Genomic DNA, 18,053 nt, shown 5'->3' with positions numbered 1-18,053 from the left:
AAAAAGGCGGCATCAATCGATGTCGCCTTTTTTATGGGAAATATATAGGATCATATCGTCATGTGTAGGCTATCCATACAGCTCCTGGTGGATGTCATGCCTGTCGTAGCCCAGGGCCAGTATCCGCTGTTTGGCCTCATCTATCATATTCTTCCAGCCACATAAAAAGAAATGCGCAGGCTGTTTGCGGGCCAGTTCTTCATAGATCAGGTGTACATAGCCCTTACGCCCCGTCCACAGATCGTCCTCCCTTGACAGGGTGGGGATATAATGGAAATCATTCAACTCCTGCTCCAGCTGGCACATTTCAGATGCATAAAGCAGGTCACATTGTTGGCGGCAGCCATAAATGAGGTGGATAGGAGGATGCGGCAGATCGTGCGCTTTTATGTATTGGGCCATGGACCGGAAGGGTGCAATACCGGTGCCGGTACAGATGAAGAACAGGTCTTTGTCCAGCTGCTCCGGCAGGGTGAAATGCCCCAGCGGCCCTTTTAAAGTCAGCTCGCTGCCCTCCGTAACCTGATTGAACAGGTAATTGGTACCGGCACCACCTTCCAGGAATACAATGACCAGTTCTATTGTATTCGTGCCGTCTGGTGGGGAGGCGATGGAGTAACTGCGCCAGCGTTTGTTCTTTTGCTCATGTATGGGGAGGTCGAGGGTTACAAACTGACCGGCTTTGAAGTCGAAGCACTCTTTTTCGGGGATCTGAATCCAGAACCGCCGCGTGTTATGCGTTTCCTGTACAATACGGGTCACCTGCCCTTTATACCATTGGTCCAGCATTTGTGTGGAATTTATACTAAATATAACCAAAATTGTCCATAGCCGGTTGGCTTCCAGGGGCATATGCTGCGATGGACAAATGCGTTAATTCCGTATCTTTGCAACCCTCATGAATATACAGGCTGTTTTACAACTGTACCAGCGAGATTCCCGCCTGCAACAGCTGGTGAAAGGGATACATTTGTCCGATCCACAGTATTTTCAATTAACAGGACTAACCGGAAGTGCCACCACATTTATAGCAGCGGGAGCGTGGGAGCTGGCTAATTCCGTAAATCATCTTTTCATTCTCAACGACAAAGAAGAGGCCGCCTATTTCCATAATGACCTTGAGTCATTAAGCCAGGCGCTGGATATCTTTTATTTTCCGGACTCCTTCAAGAAGGCCGGCTACTTTAACGAGATCAACAGCAGTCACAGTATGCTGCGTACCGAAGCGCTCATGAAGTTCTCCGGACCAGCCATACATAAAAAGATCCTGGTTACCTACCCGGAAGCGCTCTGGGAAAAAGTGGCCGCCTCTGTAGCCTTCAGCAGTAATATGGTGCAGCTGAAAGTAGGTGATGTTCTTAAAGTGGATGCGCTGCTGGAAAAACTTGTTGGCTGGGGTTTTGAGTATACCGACTTTGTGTATGAGCCGGGACAATATGCTGTTCGCGGTGGCATCCTCGATATTTATTCTTTCGGTAATGAAAAACCTTACCGCATAGAACTGTTCGGTGAAGATATTGACTCCATCCGCCTCTTTGACCCGGAAACACAGCTGAGCGAACGCAAGCTGACACAGGTCACCCTCATCGCCAATATGGATACACAGGGCCTGAATCACCAGAAGACCTCCCTCCTGGAGTTCCTCCCGGAGAATACCATCGTCTGGATGAAAGACCCCGGTTATATACAGGACGTTGTGCTGCAGCTGGAAGAAAAGCTGGATGCATTCCTGCAAACCGGTCAATCAGTAAAGGTCGGTGACGATGATAAATTGGAGCTGGCAGAATCTGATTTCGTAAAAGCACATCCGCTGATGCACGAGCTTTTGCGCAGGCATTGTATCGTGTTCAGCAACCGTCAGTGGTGGGAAGAGACAAACCGTCCCTTTACGCCGCTCAATTTTGAAACGCAGGAGCAACCTGTTTTTAACAGGCAGTTTGATATGCTGATCAAAGACCTGTCAGCACACAACAAGAATAAGTATACACTCTTCATCTTTGCAGAGAATGCCCGCCAGCTGGAAAGGTTGCGCAGCATCTTCGAAGATCTGAAGGCAGACTTTACATTCTTCCCTATCCCATCTCCTGTCAGCCATGGTTTTATAGATCATACCCTGAAACTGGTATGTTATACCGATCACCAGATCTTCCAGCGTTACCATAAATACAAGGTAAAGCAGGCTTATAACAAGAATAAGGCGATCACCATGAAAACGCTGCGTGAACTGCAGCCGGGCGATTTTGTGACGCATATTGATCATGGTGTCGGCATGTACAGTGGCTTACAGAAGATCGAGGTAGGTGGTAAGATGCAGGAAGCTATCCGTATTATTTACAAGAACAATGACCTCTTGTATGTAAACATCAACTCCCTGCACAAGATCAGCAAATACACGGGTAAGGAAGGCGTGGAGCCACGCGTGAACAAACTCGGCAGCGATGCATGGGATAAGCTGAAGGAAAAGGCGAAGACGCAGGTAAAAGATATCGCGAAAGACCTGATCAAACTCTATGCTGTCCGTAAGGCCCAGCAGGGATTTGCCCATACAATGGATACCTACCTGCAAACAGAGCTGGAGGCGTCCTTCCTGTATGAAGATACGCCCGACCAGAGCAAGGCCACAGCAGATGTGAAAAAGGATATGGAATCTCCGTCGCCGATGGACCGCCTTGTGTGTGGCGACGTAGGTTTTGGTAAAACAGAGATTGCTGTCCGTGCCGCCTTTAAATCTGTTGTAGATGGTAAACAGGCTGCCGTACTGGTGCCTACCACTATCCTGGCATTCCAGCACTATAAGACCTTTGCAGAGCGTCTGAAAGACTTCCCTTGTACTGTCGACTACCTGAACCGTTTCAAGTCTGCAAAAGAGAAAAAAGAAACGCTCCAGAAACTCGCAGAAGGAAAGATAGACATCATCATTGGTACACATGCACTGCTGGGTAAAGAAGTAAAATTCAAAGACCTCGGCGTGCTGGTCGTGGATGAGGAACAGAAGTTCGGTGTATCTGCCAAGGAAAAGCTGAAACAGCTGAAAGTGAATGTAGATACACTGACACTAACGGCAACACCCATCCCAAGAACATTGCAGTTCTCGCTGATGGGGGCCAGAGACTTGTCCGTGATCAATACACCGCCACCTAACAGGCAGCCGATAGAAACGGAAGTACATGTATTTGACCATGACCTCATCCGTGATGCGATCTACTATGAAACAGAACGTGGCGGCCAGGTATACTTCGTGTACAACAGGGTGAAAGGTTTAGGCGAAATGAGCAGCCTCATAAAAGGATTGTGTCCTGATCTTTCAGTAGCTACTGCCCATGGACAAATGGAAGGGCATCAGCTGGAAGAAGTGATCCTCGATTTCATTGACAGGAAGTACGATGTACTGGTATGTACCAATATCGTGGAAAGCGGTGTGGACATTCCAAACGCCAATACCATCATCATCAACAATGCCCATCACTTCGGATTGAGCGATCTGCATCAGCTACGCGGACGTGTAGGCCGTAGTAATAAAAAGGCTTTCTGTTACCTGTTGGCGCCTCCTATGAGCACACTGCCGGCCGATAGCCGCAAAAGACTGCAGACACTGGAGCAACACAGTGAACTGGGCAGCGGCTTCCAGATCGCTATGCGCGACCTGGATATCCGCGGCGCCGGTAACCTGCTGGGAGGCGAACAGAGCGGGTTTATGGCAGAGATTGGATTTGATATGTACCAGAAGATCCTGGATGAAGCTATCCGTGAACTGAAACAAAACGAGTTCCGTGATCTCTTCAAGGAACAACTGGAAGAGAAGAAGGATTTCGTAAGCGACTGTACCATCGATACGGATCTGGAAATACTGATCCCCGACAGCTATGTGGAAAGTATACAGGAACGTTTGAACCTCTACCAGGAACTGGATAACATCACCCTGGAAAGTAAGCTCCAGGCCTTTGAAGCAGAACTGATAGACCGTTTCGGGCCGCTGCCTGAACCTGTAAAAGACCTGCTCTGCATGATCCGTTGCCGCTGGATGGCGATCAAGCTCGGCTTTGAAAAGATGATGCTGAAAGATGAAACCCTGCGTTGTTATTTTATCAACAACCCGGATTCTCCATACTTCGAATCACCTACCTTTAATCACATCCTCACCTATCTGCAAACGCGGGTGAATAATGCGAAGCTGAAACAGGTAGGAAAGAATTTCATGCTGGTGGCAGATCGTATACGGTCCATGAGCGACCTGTATGATTTCCTGAAGGCAATGGAAGATGCGAGGAATTAGTGCTATAAACGTTGACAATAAATATTTATAAAACACCCGGGAAACATTCCCGGGTGTTTTTGTATGCGTATAGACATGCCGTTGTCAAGGGATATTGACATCATGATTATAAATATTCCGGTTATCAATCCGGGCATAAATCCCGGTTATAATCCGCCGTTGTGGTGCCGGTTATGAACGCCACGGGTTATCGCCGTTATGAACAGATCCCGGGTTGCCTCCCGGATCATGGACCCCCGGTTGCCACCCGGGGCTACAAACACGGCGCTCCTGGCGGAGCGATGTGTGCATTGTGTTATGCCTGTTTTTACAGGGTACGATTTATCAGGGATTATCTTCCCCGGTTATCATTCTGCGGAGTATCGTTTGTGAGATTTATTGCATGATGTTATCTGACGATTGTCACAGTGCCTTTCCTGTTAAATAACCGCCCTTTGTAATCCGTTCCCTGTATCATCCAGACATACGTGCCGGCTGGCATGGGGATGCCTTTAAATGTGCCATCCCAGGAAGCGGTAAGGGAGTGAGTGCTGAATACCTCCTGGCCCCACCTGTTCCATACGCGGAAAAAATCCAGTGCAGATACACCAGGTGAAATAGCCCGGAAAACATCATTACGGCCGTCATTATTGGGAGAAAAAGCTGTGGGAATATAAAACTCCGGTCCGGCATAAACTTTCACGTTTAAGGTATCTATTTCAATACAACCTTCTGCTGATGTTACCGTAAGCTGGTAAACCTGGTCCTGCTGCAGATACGCAAGGGGATCTGCAATGCCGGGGTCTGTCAATCCGGTGGCGGGCGACCATCTGAACTGAAGGCCGCTGCCATTTGTTCGGGCATTCAGCTGTAATGGCTGGTTGCGGGCCACGATAGTATCGTTGCCTGCAAATAAATTGATGTCAGTGACAATAACAGTCACCTTAGATGTGTCGGAAAAACAACCATCGGTGCTTACTGTATGAAGGCTCGCCTCATAGGTGCCTCCTGCCGGATAAACGTAGCTGATCTGTTGGCCGGTTTGCTGCTGGCCATTACCGAGGTCCCAATACCATTGTGATAAAGGAACCGTGGGTGTCTCATCAGTGCCTGTGAAGCTGACAGGCACGCCAATGCAGGCATTCTCTCCGCTGGCGCTGATACCGGGTGTAGGATATACCTCCATTATCTTTTCAATGCCGGCACTGCAACCTTGCGTGCTTGTAGCCTGTAGTTTTATGCTGTAAGTACCTGTATCAGTATATGCTATGAAGGGGTGTTGTGAGGCGGATGTCTGGCCATTCCCGAAATCCCAGTCCCATTGCCGGATAGTACCAACATCAAGTGTCGTCTTGTTGGTAATGGTAACAGGATGACCCGTGCATAAGAGATCAGTAGTAAAGTCCGGTACAGGATAGGAACCGATGGTTACCGGCTGTTTCATCGTATCCGAGATGCAGCCGCTGTTATCTTCGATCACTAAGCGGACTTCATATTCTCCCGGCCTGGCATACAGGTGTGGTGGCGGATCGGCAACAGTGCTGGTAGTGCCATCACCAAAGTCCCAGAGGCGGCGTGTAACAGTGCCAAATGATTTTGAATCATCACCAAATACAATAGGTGTACCATCGCAGAACAACTGGTTATTATCAAACGCCAGCTGGGGCCGCAGTGCAGCACAGAATTGCTGCAGGTTGGAACTTCCACCTGTACCCGAGCCAAAACCCCAGTATACCATCGGGTCGCCGCCAAATACATCCGCTACGAGATCTTTCTGCACAGAAACGCGCAAAACGCCATCAATGCTTACTTCCATCAGTTTCGTGGCTGCATCCCATTTGATCCGGAAAATATGCCAGTTGCAGTCTTCAATGTTGCCGTTGCCTTCCAGCGCCGTGACCGGCCCTGCCAGGTTATTGACGCTGGAATGGGATATGTCGCCGTTAACCTGTATAGATACATGGTCATAGTCGGGATCCCCGTCTGCCAGGTTCTCCCATGTATCTATCATGACACCAAGTGAAGGCACGATATTCTGAAAGCCCATTCCCTGACCAGTTGTACCAAGATTGGTACCCCGTGTCTGCAGAATAAAGCCAATCCCATCTGCACCGTTATCGTCCTTGCAGCCAAGATTTACATCGAAGTAATAATCGAAAGAATTATTCAGGCTGATCTTGTTCTTATTCCATACAGTACCGCTCGTGTTCATCACATCTTCAGTTAGCACATAACAGTTACATGTCCGCTGGGTGGCTGCACCATTCAAAATGTACGGCGTCTGTAACTGGGCGAATAATGGTAAGTTGGATAACAACAGCCATAATAATCCTGTTAAAAGCGGTAATGTTCTGTTCATAGGATTATTGCTGTCAGTAAAATAAAAAAAATAATCTGTGTAACATATGCTAGCCTGAAACGTTAGAGGTTAACGCCCCATATATCTTTATTCGTAAAGTATTGTACACTGGTATACCGGGAAATATTTTTTACCTCCTTTATGGAATCATGATATATCGTAGCATCATATAGTCAAACAACGGAAACCGTAAATATTCAATTAACACTCAAATCACAACAGTATGAAAAAGGTAATGTTTTTACTGGCAGGATTATTCGTAGCATCATTAAGTCAGGCGCAGCAGGCAGACAACAAACCCCCTGTTAAAAAGATCGAAGTAACAGGCTCCGCAGAAATTGAGATCACTCCGGATGAGATCTATCTCGATATCGCACTGCGCGAGTTTAAAAATAAGACAACGAAAGTAGAAATGGGCACGCTGGAAGCTCAGCTGCAGAAAGCGGTGAAAGAGGCTGGTATACCGGCAGCAGATCTGACCATTGCCAATGTATTTGGTACTAACTATGACAATTGGTGGAGCAAAAAGAAAAAAGATCCTGATTTCATGGCACGCAAGCAATATCGCCTGAAACTCAGCAACCTCGATAAAGTAAATGATATCCTGGGTGCAGTAGATGCTGAAGGTATTGAAAGTGTGAACATCAGCAGCTATACACACAGCAAGATGGAGGAATATCGTAAACAGGTAAAGACCAAAGCATTACAGGCTGCGAAGGCAAAAGCAACTTACATGCTGGAAGCTATCGGCAATACCATTGACGGTGTACTGGAAGTACAGGAGATCAATACTGATAATTACTCAGATGTTCAACCAGTTGTATTTGCCAACAGTTATGCACGTGCAGCCAACGCTGAATCAATGGATGCATCTTCTTTCAAAAAGATAAAAGTGCGCGCTGAAGTAAGAGCTGTGTTCTTTATCAAATAATAACCTGTAGCATAAATAAAAAGGGAGCTCACGTGATGTGTAGCTCCCTTTCCTTTTTTATAATAGTGTTTAATTATCCCACCATACTTTATCAGTCAGCTTTGCTTTCTGCAGGTCCTGCGGATTCGCAGTGATCTCATTCAAAGGATACAGGAACCTCCGTGGTAAACTTGTTACCTGGTTATTAGCGATCATTGTTAAAGCAGGATAACCTGTGCGGCGCCAGTCTACATAGTTCTCAAGTGAAAAGAAATTAGCGGTGTTCTTTTCTTCTATGATAAGCTGTAATGCATTGGCCGCAGTTAATACGCCCCTTTTGGACAAATATGCCTGTGCCGCAGCGCCGGCGGTGTCAATACCCAGCTTCAGCAGGTTGCCTGCAACAGCCTGGCGGAATACGGGTTGAGCAGCCGCATAGCCGGAAGTAATGTAGGTTGCTTCGGCTTTCAGGAATAATGCTTCTGCGGCATTCACGATGTATACTTTGGATGATATATCGCCGTAAAAGCTACCTGCTACTGAATAGTCTTTCAGGTTGCCTGCTCCGGAGCCGATCACATTACCGGTATATAATCCTGTATTCTCTGCCTTGCTCACCAGATACGGTAAACGCGGGTCATTATGTTTTACCAGCGAATCAACATAGTGAGAAGAAAGCACAAGGGTAGATGTGTTGTAGAAATGCAGGTACCAGGCATTGGAAGAGGTGGATGTACCATTATAGGTGAATGCACAATCATCCTCATTACCACTCATTCCATTGGATAGTGCGGTCAGTGCAAGATTGGCCTGTGCTGTTGCATCATATCCGGGTGCTTTGGTAAGGTGCATATAATAACGCGCCTTCAGTGTATAAGCCATCTTCACCCATTTACTCATATCTCCTCCATAGTAGTAATCATCTGCACGCGGCGTAGCACCGGTACCTGAGTTCAATTGTGTAATGGCTGCATCCAGCAGTGACTGGATGCTTTTATAAATGTCTTCCTGTTTGTCATAGGACGGTGTTGTATTGCCTGTTCCGGAGAATGCCTGTGAATAAGGTACATCTCCCCACAGATCTGTAGCTGAACCAAGGGTATAGGCTGTCAGCACTTTCGCAATGCCTGCATACGTCGCATTGCCGTTTGCTGTTGCCTGTTTATCGAGTATGTTCAGGTTGTTTAGTAATACAACATAATGTGAGTTCCAGAAATCATCGAAGGTGGAGCTCGTCACCATGTAGTTGACAGTGTTTGGTAAGGGCTGGTTAGGCACGCAGTTCTGCATCCATTGATTAACAAGGCTGGCTGCGTTACCTGCCGCTATATATTGTGAAACGCCTGCTTCCAGCGGAGCCAGCAACAGGTTCTCCGATACGTCTGAAGGCACATTTGAGTTCTGATTGACATCGAGATATTTCCGGCATCCTGACAGCGTTATAACCGTCAGCATGGATATGATAATGAACGATCTTTTCATATAGCAATGATTTACTAGAAGGTGAATTTTAACGTACAGTCGAATGATCTGGAAGTAGGAGCAGAGAACGTATAGACGCCCAATCCGCCATTGCCGGCGCCCCATGAATTCACTTCAGGATCGCCGCCACTGAAGCTGGCATCTTTATGTATCCACAGGTTGCGGCCTGTCAATACGATAGACGCATCTGTGAAAGGCAATCTGCTGCTGCCTTTGCGGAGTGTGTATGAGAGACTTACGTTACGGAGTTTGATATACGATGCATTCTGTATGGCTGCTTCTGTAATACCACTGATCTGCTGGAAGTAACTTTGTCCTGTAACAGATACTTTGTTCGGAGCGCCTGTTACATCGCTGACGCCGGGTACTACCCTGTTCTCTCTTTTTGCTGTAGCAATTGCGGTACCATAATACAGGCCATAGCCATCATCAGAGTTCAGTACATCTCCACCTTGCTTTGTATCAAAGAAGAAGGTCAGGCCGAATTGTTTGTAACGTAACTGGTTGGTAATACCTCCTATCCAATTCGGAGTAATGTTGCCCACTACATCGAAGTCGCCGGATGCATAAGGCAGGCCTGCCTCATTGATGCGAAGCTGACCGTCGGCTGTACGAGCGTATTTGGTGCCATAGATAAGACCCCATGGTTGCCCTTCTTTTGCATAGATGCTTCCTATACTTGTTTGTGTCAGCCCACCACCTATGTGGTCCACTTTCTGATTGAGCTTGGTATAGTTCAGGGTTACATCCCAGCTGAAATCTCTTGTTCTGACAGGAGAGAGTGTTAATAATACTTCAACACCTTTTGTAGACATCTTTGCAGAATTGATCGTAGTGCTGGAATAGCCTGTGGAATTTGCCAGCGAGATGTTCTCTACTATACCCTGCGACATGCGCCTGTCAAAATAAGAAGCCTCCAGGCCTATCCTGTTTTTCAGGAATTTCATTTCCAGTCCCAGCTCCATTTCCTTCTGTAGTTCATTCTTCAGATTAGGATTGCCTAATGAAGAACTGATCAGGAAGCCATTCTGACCATTGTAAGGGAATGTCAGGTTGCTGCTTACATCGCCATAGATGATCGCCTGGTAATAAGGAGTTGTAGTAGCGTATGGTTTCACGTTATCGTTACCTACTGATGCGTAGGACGCTCTTATTTTACCAAACGGGATCACTTCTTTCAGCTTATCATGGAATAACTCTGAGAAGATAAATCCGCCTGCTACAGAACCATACGGGTAGTAGGTATTTTCTGTGGATAATACGGAGCTGCCATCATATCGTCCCGTGAGCGACAATACCAGTAAACGGTTATAGTCTACTTCCGCCTGTGCATAGAATCCAACCTTTCTGCGCAGGTACTGCGATTCGGTATATGTTACAGATGACGCACTCGCCATATTGTAATAACCCGCTTTAGCAAGACCAAGTCCCAATGCGGTCATGAAATCGCCATGTTCAGAATAGACGTTATTTCCCAACAGCAGGCTGGCATTGGTTTTTGCGCCAAACTGTTTTTTCAGTTGTACAATGAAGTCGTGGTTGAACTGCCGGAAGTTTTTGTTGTTGCTGTAAGTCAGACCAGTGCTGTAAGTAATATCTTTCATGTTCACGTGATAGCTCTGCTGATCAGCATAAATATCAGCGCCTGCTCTTTCTGTAATAGATAACCAGTCGAAAGGAGTATATACAAAAGTAACTACCGGAAGGAACCTGTTCACCCTGGTGGAGTTCAGGACATTGTCCAACACCCAGTATGGATTGTTACGGCTGTTGCGGTATAGGCGTTGTGATCCGTCAGGATTAAGATATGGTTTCAGATCGTAGGATACAGGTGCTGTGAATACAGTCCACAGTGGTGTTTCCAGTCCATAACCCTCCGGCATTTTATCGTTCTTCGCGGTGCTGTAGGTCAGTTGAAATGTAGCATTCAGTTTGTCCAGTATCTGTGTATTATATTTAGTGAATACAGTATGACGGGCATAAGATGTTTTGGGTATGGTGCCTTTCTGATCGAAATAAGAATAGGACATGAAATAATTAGAAGTCGCATTACCGCCCGATACGCTCACAGTGCTATTGGAGGTAACGCCTGTACGGAAAAATTCTTTCAGCGGATTATGTGCTTTCACTTTTTGTCCGTTGACGGTCAGGGTGTCTATACGTGGTCCCCAGGAGGTGCTTGCTTTCCTGGTCACACCGTCGATATACACGCCCTGGTCGCCCTGGGCGTAGGTGTATTGCCTGTCGGGAAAGATGGTGTTTTCGAATGAAAGGCCGGATGATAATGTTACTACAGGTTTACGGCCTGCTGTTCCTCTTTTGGTGGTGATGAGCACTACACCACGTGCGCCGGCAGAACCATATAGAGCGGTGGCAGCAGCGCCTTTCAGCACGTTAATATTTTCGATAGTTGCAGGGTCTATGTCCGCCAGCCGGTTGGAACCGGGGCCCCCATTGTAGGTACTGCCGCTTTCATCATTGTTGATAGGCACACCATCCATTACGATCAACGCCTGGTTTTCGCCGGAGATGGAGGTAATACCACGTATCACGATACGTGCAGAACTGCCGGGCATACCGGAAGAACTGGTGATCTGAACACCGGCTACTTTACCGGTGAGTGCGTTCAGTACATTTGGTTCTTTCGCCCGTAGTATCTCGTCGCTCTTTACCTCCTGTGCACTGAAGGTGAGGTTTCTTTTTTCTTTTTTGACACCGAGTGCAGTTACTACCACCTCATTCAGATCGCTGGCGTTCTCTGTGAGTGTGATGTTAAAATTTTGTTCATTGCCCACAGGGATCTCTTTGATAGTATATCCTACTGCGCGGATAAGGAGTGTTGCCCCCGGTGCTACGTCTAGTTTAAATGATCCGTCCTGTGCGGTGCTTGTCCCTTTAGAAGTCCCTTTAATAATTACGGATGCAAAACTGACTGGTTGTTTTTTTTCATCGGTCACCGTCCCGTCTATTCCCCTCGACTGTGCATTTATGGAGGAATAGGCCAGCAGTCCCGCAAGCAATGCCAGCAGGTTAATTAACTTTCTTTTCATACAACGAGATTAGATATTGGTTTTTTGTGAATTCCCCTCTCTAAATAACTTATCCCGTCATCTGCGCAAATGACTAAAAATGATGTGTACCCAAATGTAATAGTAGAACAGGGCTAACTTTTTATGATTCTTGACTATCTATAGACGGATATTAACCAAAAAAAAGTCCCGCCTTGAGAGGCGGGACACGATGGAAAAAGATTTCAAAAAAACGATGATCAATTAATGTTTACTTTAAACGTTCCGTCCGTTAATGGCTTTTCTGTTTCGCCATTGTTTAAAATGCCGTCGAATGTGCCTTCGGCATACTTACTATTTATGCTTGTAATCTTTATTGTAGCGCTTGTACTTTCATATGCTTCGGCTCCGGATACAGAGTTGGTGAACACGATGCTTGCATGTTCCGTAGTTGTAAAAGTGCCTGTTTTTAATGTGTCGGGGAAAACAACCATTATTGCAATGGCGCTGTTAAGGGTTCCGGTCAATCCCTGTATGAGCAGGACTTTCTTACCTATGCCGGTGGTGTCGAAAGCTTCTCCGTAAGAGGTGTTTGCGGAGAAGGATTTACCGTCAAATTTAAAAGAGCAGGACCCTGATGCCTTGGCTACTTCTTCCTTATCACAAGACGTGAAAGCGACCAGACACAGGCACAGGAATCCCAGGAGGGAATTGAGTTTCATAGGATAGGTAATTTCTTCAGGTATAGTGATAAATAGGACTGCAAATTACTTACTTTCTGACGAATTAAATAAAATATTTATAAGTTTTTTAACAGCTATGATACAATAAATGGAGAAGTGTCTGGAAATGAAAGACATAAAAAATCAACAATTGGGGAATCAGGTGCCAGGATTAAGTGTTAATGCTCTAAAGTGGCCTGGTATGAGCTGGAAATAAAAAAGCTGCGGATGTTTTTCCGCAGCTTTAAAGTTATTTATAGCGATGCAGGCGAGGTACCTGCAGGCATGTTATTGATCTGATTACGCGTCGATCTTCGCATATTTTGCATGAGACTCGATGAATTCCCTTCTTGGAGGAACTTCGTCGCCCATCAGCATACTGAATACGCGGTCTGCTTCTGCAGCGCTTTCGATAGTTACCTGTTTTAAGGTACGGTTATCCGGGTTCATGGTAGTTTCCCACAGCTGTTCTGCGTTCATCTCACCAAGACCTTTATAACGCTGGATGGTTACGCTGTCTTCCTTCCCGTTGGCTATTTTTTGGATAGCGGCCTTACGGTCTTCTTCTGTCCATGCGTAGATCTGTTCCTTGTTCCTTTTCACGAGGTACAGCGGCGGCTGGGCAATGTACACATAACCCTGTTCCACCATCGCCTTCATATAACGGAATATAAAGGTCAGGATCAGGGTAGCAATGTGACTACCGTCCACGTCAGCATCCGTCATGATGATCAGCTTGTGATAGCGCAGTTTGGAGAGATTGAGGGCTTTATCATCTTCTTCGGTACCGATGGTCACCCCAAGGGCAGTAAAGATGTTTTTGATCTCCTCGTTCTCATATATCTTATGCTCCATGGCCTTTTCCACGTTGAGGATCTTACCCCTCAGTGGCAGGATAGCCTGGAAGCTACGGTTACGGCCTTGTTTTGCTGTACCACCCGCGGAGTCACCCTCAACGAGGTACAGTTCACATTTTTCAGGATCGTTCTCAGAACAGTCGGCCAGTTTACCTGGTAATCCGCTGCCACTCAGTACGCTCTTACGCTGTACCATCTGGCGCGCTTTACGGGCTGCTTCACGGGCCTGTGCTGCCAGCACCACCTTATTGATGATGATCTTGGCTTCACGGGGGTGTTCTTCCAGGTAAGCTTCCAGTACGGCGGCTACAGAACTGTCTACTACACCCATTACATCGGAGTTACCAAGTTTGGTCTTGGTCTGGCCTTCAAACTGTGGTTCAGGCACTTTCACACTGATGATAGCGCTCAGGCCTTCACGGAAGTCATCGCCGGTAACTTCTATCTTGGTCTTTTCGAACATTTTGTTCTTGTCCCCGTAACTTTTGAACACACGGGTAATGGCCCGGCGGAAGCCGGATACGTGTGTACCACCTTCAATAGTATTGATGTTGTTTACGTAGGAGAAGATGTTCTCACTGAAGGAATCATTATATATCACAGCTACTTCCACTGCAACATTGCTGGAGGCATCGTGCGCTTCGATAAAGATCGGATCGGGCAGCAGTCCGTTACGACGGCCACTACGGTCCAGCATCTGCACAAATTCAATGATACCGCCTTCGCTGTAGAAGGTTTCTGAAACAGGGTTACCTGCTTCGTCTTTTTCACGCTCGTCGGTCAGGGTGATCCTGATCTTACGGTTCAGGTAAGCCAGTTCACGCAGACGGCCTGCCAGGATCTCGCGGTTGTAGATCGTATCTTTAAAGATCTCGCCGTCCGGTTTAAAGTGAACGGTGGTACCGGTAGTATCAGCAAGGCCGATCTCGCGTACGGGGTACTGCGGGATACCACGCTGATATTCCTGTTCGAACAGTTTACCCTCGCGGCGAACGGTTACATGCAAAAGGGTACTGAGTGCGTTCACGCAACTCACACCCACCCCGTGCAAACCGCCGGATACTTTATATGTGTTTTTGTCAAATTTACCGCCGGCGTGCAGTACGGTCATTACCACCTCCAGGGCAGAACGGCCCTCTTTGGTGTTCATACCCGTTGGAATACCACGACCATCATCCACAACACGGATGGAGTTGTCCTCGCAGATCGTTACTTCAATATTTTTACAATAACCGGCCAGCGCCTCATCTATAGAGTTATCAACCACTTCATATACCAGATGGTGAAGTCCTTTTACCCCGATGTCACCAATGTACATCGCCGGGCGTTTACGTACGGCTTCTAGTCCCTCGAGTACCTGTATACTGTCCGCGTCATATCCTCCTTGTGCAGGCGTAGTTATTTGCGCTATTTCTTCGCTCATATTTGGGTGTAAAGTCTGTTTAGAATTGGATTCTCGTGAATTGTGCAAAAATACGAAAATTGGGCCTTATTTCCATATTTAAGAGGTGGTTTTTGAATCGTTGATATCCACATAGAATCAGATGGGTGAATTTTTACCCAGCGCCGTCTCTTTGATGCCTGTAAACAAGGTTTTCCAGACCAGGTTGAAAAAGGACTTTTTGATGTCTCTCTCATAGCGGGGGTGCGCCAGGCGGGTTTCTCCATCGGCCGGATTACTGTCTTTGATGATCAGCACGTTGGCCAGAAAACTCATCAACCCTTTTCTTTTAAACTCATGCGTCCCTTCTTCTTTTTTCAGAATATTCACTTTCAGGTTGCTGTAAATGAATTTTACCTGCCCCGAAGCCCTGCGTTCATTCCCTGTCATGCTGAAGCTCAGGTCCTGAATGTCGCATGATTTCACCTGTACCATTGCCAGGGGCTTTAATACGGGATTCAGGTCCTTTCCGTCCATGCTTTTTACCTGTCCCGAAACGCCAAACCCTCCCAGGGTATCTTTCATGGAAAAGTTAAAATGTACCTTCAGTTTCCCGCTATTCATAAGAATAGCGTTGAGATCGGCTGTGATATGGCTGTTTTTCGCAACCATGCTGTCTATATTGGTCACATTGCGGAATATGCCATGCACCTGTTTGATGCTGAGTTTCCCCGCTTCGTCCGACTTCGGATTGATCTCCGTATAGAAAATGTCTGTTTTCTTTCCTACCAGGCTATCTATATATATAGGTATCGCCAGCTTTTTAAACAGCTGGTTGGGAAATTGTCCCAGTTTATTGCCCGGGGCCTCTGGCAGTTTGCGGTTGTGATAGATGTCGAGGGTCCCGTTATTGATGGTCAGCTTGTCTGCCCATATGACCTGGTGCTCCAGCAGCATGCGTGGTTGCAGCCGCGCCAGTTCTATATTATTCAGTTTTACATCAAAACGGTCCCGCTGTACTTTGGAACGGATATCAAATTCCGCCCTGGGGTACCTGGGCTCAACGGCAAACTGGCCGATCCGTAGCATTTGTTCCTCAGCACTGTACTGTATATCCTTCACATGCATCCAGTAAAGGCTGTCGGGCGTACGGTAGCGGTATTCTTCCAAACCGAATTCATAGTTGCGGGCGTAGAGGAAACGGGTAGGGTCTTCCAGCGCCACAGAATCGATGAGAAAATCCTTTACCTGTATGCGCAGGTTCTCCAGGTGGGTCATTACAAGGCTGCTATCTTTTTTTATGACAGTGTATTTGAGATTGGTGTTGCTTAACCGGAGGGTGCCTAAATAGAGCGACTTTATCTTTGAAGAGATATTCTGATAAGCATTCTTCCGGACCGTAGTGTCCTTGTTCTGCAGGTTCATCTCCAGCATAACCACCGGGTTACTGAACACCAGGGATCCTGCATTCAACTCCTTCTTCATAAAATAACGCCATACCTTGAAGTAGCTGAGTGACACCTCATCGGCCGTAAAGCTGTAGATCAGTTTGGGCGCCCTTTGTTCCTCCTGAAGGCGTTTATATACATCAGGATCTCTTATCAGGCTTACTTTTTCCAGTGTGAGGCTACCTGTGATGGGATTCAGGTTAAGGTCCGCATAACGCAGCGTATACAGGCTGTCCGACATCTCCTGGATATAGGCCTTCAGCTGCCACTGGATCTGCCTGTTCCAGCGCTGGCCAATGTACCATGCTGCGCCTAGCACCAATAGTATCAATATAATTATGGAAAGGAGTACCTTTTTCCAGATCCGTAGAAAGAATGGTCTTTTCTGCATCATATACAATTAAACGAAATTCATACCAATAGTCCCTATAATAAAATGTCCTATCTTGTAAAAAAGATGCCTGGCGCTCTTACCCAAAAAAATATTGAAGCTTATCAATAAATGCTAAGTGCTTATTTTTCATTAGGTTAGAGCTTTTTTCTACACTTTTCAGGCGCTTTTCGTTTGTAACCTGAATGTCAAAACGTTTCTGAATAAATTTTGAATGACTATTTTTGTCACGGATTTAACAAAATGAATGGCGTGAAAGAGGTACAGGACATATTATCATTGGCCATCCGGCAGCCCGCTATGAGCGATCAGCTGCAATTGGCAGAGGACGACGCCGTTGCGGTGCCGGACTGTCTGGATTTTACTTTGCAACGGTTTACGTATGATCGTCCGTTGCCGGTAGAAGACGTAGCGATGGTAGTATATCAGCCGGCCAAAAGAGGGCAGACTGCCGCTATCGAATTACGCTATTGTGTTGCCGGCAACAAGTATTGCCAGAATCCCGGTTGTACTGACCGTGTATGTGTGGATGGACATAAAGAGAACTGTGTACAGAAGTCCCCTTCCATCGACATGATCACCGTCCGTTTTCAGCCTTCCTTTATACAATCACTGCAAAAAGGGGCTACCAGTTCTACCCTTTTCGACATGCAGTCCCGCAAGCCTTTTGTTAAAACGATCCAGCCCAGTACAAAATCCAAAGAGGTATTGGAGCAGATGGTTCATCATAATTATGACGGCGCCCTCAAAAACATCTTCCTCCAGAGTAAGGCGCTGGAATTGCTCCTCTTCAGTTCAGACCAGTTTGTTCAGAATGATACCGACGACCGTTTCGGCTGCCGTTTCCTGACACAACTGGAAGATCGTGAGAAGATAGAGAAAGCCCGGGACATATTATTGGAACAGCTGGACGCGCCCATCACCATCCGTGATCTGGCCCGCCGGGTTGCCATGAATGAATGCTACCTGAAGAAGGGCTTCAAGGCGATGTATGGCACCACCATCTATGATTATTTCCAGAAGGAAAGGATGGAAAAGGCGAAGAACCTGTTGTATGAAAGGGGGATGTCTGTTTCCGAAGTGGCCATCCTGATGGGATATTCCTGCATTTCCCATTTTTCTACCGCATTTAAGAAACATACTGGTTTAAAACCTTGTGAATTGCTGCTGAGATAGTTGAAGATCAAACTATTAAGCGTCAAAAACTTATCATATAAAGCTCCCGCTCTCACCAGAGTGGGAT

The 18,053-nt window shown here is 46.7% G+C and carries 10 protein-coding genes; 3 read left to right on the top strand and 7 right to left on the bottom strand.

What is annotated here, in order from left to right; genetic code table 11:
* Positions 1–69: 69 nt before the first annotated feature.
* The gene (locus MYF79_RS02125; protein WP_247812340.1) at positions 70–789 is read right to left on the bottom strand and encodes a ferredoxin--NADP reductase; all 720 of its coding nucleotides are present in this window, start codon (positions 787–789) and stop codon (positions 70–72) included.
* Positions 790–898: 109 nt separating this feature from the next.
* On the opposite strand from MYF79_RS02125, the gene mfd reads away from it, so the two are divergent.
* Entirely contained in the window at positions 899–4,273 is a 3,375-nt protein-coding gene (gene mfd / locus MYF79_RS02120) for a transcription-repair coupling factor (protein WP_247812339.1), read from the top strand.
* Between the two features lie 388 nt (positions 4,274–4,661).
* Here mfd and MYF79_RS02115 read toward each other — a convergent pair whose 3' ends face one another.
* The gene (locus MYF79_RS02115; protein ID WP_247812338.1) at positions 4,662–6,611 is read right to left on the bottom strand and encodes a lectin-like domain-containing protein; all 1,950 of its coding nucleotides are present in this window, start codon (positions 6,609–6,611) and stop codon (positions 4,662–4,664) included.
* A gap of 223 nt (positions 6,612–6,834) precedes the next feature.
* On the opposite strand from MYF79_RS02115, the gene MYF79_RS02110 reads away from it, so the two are divergent.
* Entirely contained in the window at positions 6,835–7,542 is a 708-nt protein-coding gene (locus tag MYF79_RS02110) for an SIMPL domain-containing protein (RefSeq protein ID WP_247812337.1), read from the top strand.
* 69 nt (positions 7,543–7,611) lie between these two features.
* Here the strand turns inward: MYF79_RS02110 and MYF79_RS02105 are convergent, their stop codons facing one another.
* The 5 genes from MYF79_RS02105 to MYF79_RS02085 all read right to left on the bottom strand — a co-directional run bounded on the left by MYF79_RS02105 (position 7,612) and on the right by MYF79_RS02085 (position 16,813).
* Entirely contained in the window at positions 7,612–9,003 is a 1,392-nt protein-coding gene (locus MYF79_RS02105) for a SusD/RagB family nutrient-binding outer membrane lipoprotein (protein WP_247812336.1), read from the bottom strand.
* A gap of 14 nt (positions 9,004–9,017) precedes the next feature.
* Entirely contained in the window at positions 9,018–12,053 is a 3,036-nt protein-coding gene (locus MYF79_RS02100) for a SusC/RagA family TonB-linked outer membrane protein (RefSeq protein WP_247812335.1), read from the bottom strand.
* Between the two features lie 218 nt (positions 12,054–12,271).
* Positions 12,272–12,733: a hypothetical protein gene (locus MYF79_RS02095; RefSeq protein WP_247812334.1), complete on the bottom strand. Its 462-nt coding sequence runs from the start codon at positions 12,731–12,733 to the stop codon at positions 12,272–12,274.
* A 300-nt stretch (positions 12,734–13,033) separates the two neighbouring features.
* On the bottom strand, positions 13,034–15,013 hold the full coding sequence (gene gyrB / locus MYF79_RS02090; protein ID WP_247812333.1) for a DNA topoisomerase (ATP-hydrolyzing) subunit B: 1,980 nt from the start codon (positions 15,011–15,013) through the stop codon (positions 13,034–13,036).
* Positions 15,014–15,130: 117 nt separating this feature from the next.
* A complete protein-coding gene (locus tag MYF79_RS02085) occupies positions 15,131–16,813 on the bottom strand; it encodes a hypothetical protein (protein ID WP_247812332.1) in 1,683 nt (560 codons plus the stop codon).
* A 249-nt stretch (positions 16,814–17,062) separates the two neighbouring features.
* Here MYF79_RS02085 and MYF79_RS02080 point away from each other — a divergent pair, with 249 nt between their 5' ends.
* Entirely contained in the window at positions 17,063–17,986 is a 924-nt protein-coding gene (locus MYF79_RS02080; RefSeq protein WP_247812331.1) for a helix-turn-helix domain-containing protein, read from the top strand.
* Positions 17,987–18,053 lie beyond the last annotated feature (67 nt).

This window comes from Chitinophaga filiformis (assembly GCF_023100805.1).
Taxonomy (GTDB): Bacteria; Bacteroidota; Bacteroidia; order Chitinophagales; family Chitinophagaceae; genus Chitinophaga; species Chitinophaga filiformis_B.
The sequence above is the reverse complement of the archived record's forward strand: the minus strand, read 5'-3'. Positions and strand labels throughout refer to the sequence as shown.